Source organism: Hymenobacter sp. H14-R3 (assembly GCF_030063445.1).
Lineage (GTDB): Bacteria > Bacteroidota > Bacteroidia > Cytophagales > Hymenobacteraceae > Hymenobacter.
On the sequence record NZ_JASITD010000089.1, the window covers coordinates 1 to 542 of the forward strand.

Consider the following 542-nt stretch of genomic DNA (forward strand, 5'->3'; position numbering starts at 1 on the left):
GAAGTTTGGTAGACCTGAAGCTGGTGCTCCGCAACGAAGCCAGTTAGGGTAGAACAGGTAACTAGGGCTAAGTCGTAACAAGGTAGCCGTACCGGAAGGTGCGGCTGGATCACCTCCTTTCTGGAGCGACTCTGCTCACGACGTTTAGAAGTCTAATGACGCACGCTGCGTACTTACAACATTGTCTGTTTCCTCATTCTAAGTTATTTTAGTTTAGTAACTGCTTAGTTACTAAACTCATTTACTACTAGTAGAGTAGTAAACGTTCTTTGACGTAAGGGAAAACAAGAAAGAGAAGTAAAAAGCGGGCTGTTATTCACAGAATAGCAGCAGGTTGCTTCTACTTTGGTAGAACAACCCGCAAGCGAGAAGTAAGTAAGAGCACACGGGGGATGCCTAGGGTCTCAGAGGCGAGGAAGGACGCGATAAGCTGCGATAAGCTGGGGGGAGGGGCACATACCCGTTATATCCCCAGATTTCCGAATGGGGCAACCCCGCGAGTTGAAGACTCGTGACTAGTTACGTAAGTAGCTAGGGCAAAC

Annotated in this window: 2 rRNA genes; both read left to right on the top strand. The window is 48.0% G+C overall.

Features of this window, described 5'->3' with window-relative positions:
• A 16S ribosomal RNA gene (locus tag QMK33_RS23445) occupies positions 1 to 120 on the top strand; the annotation flags it as partial.
• A gap of 245 nt (positions 121 to 365) precedes the next feature.
• Positions 366 to 542 (top strand): 23S ribosomal RNA (locus tag QMK33_RS23450); the annotation flags it as partial.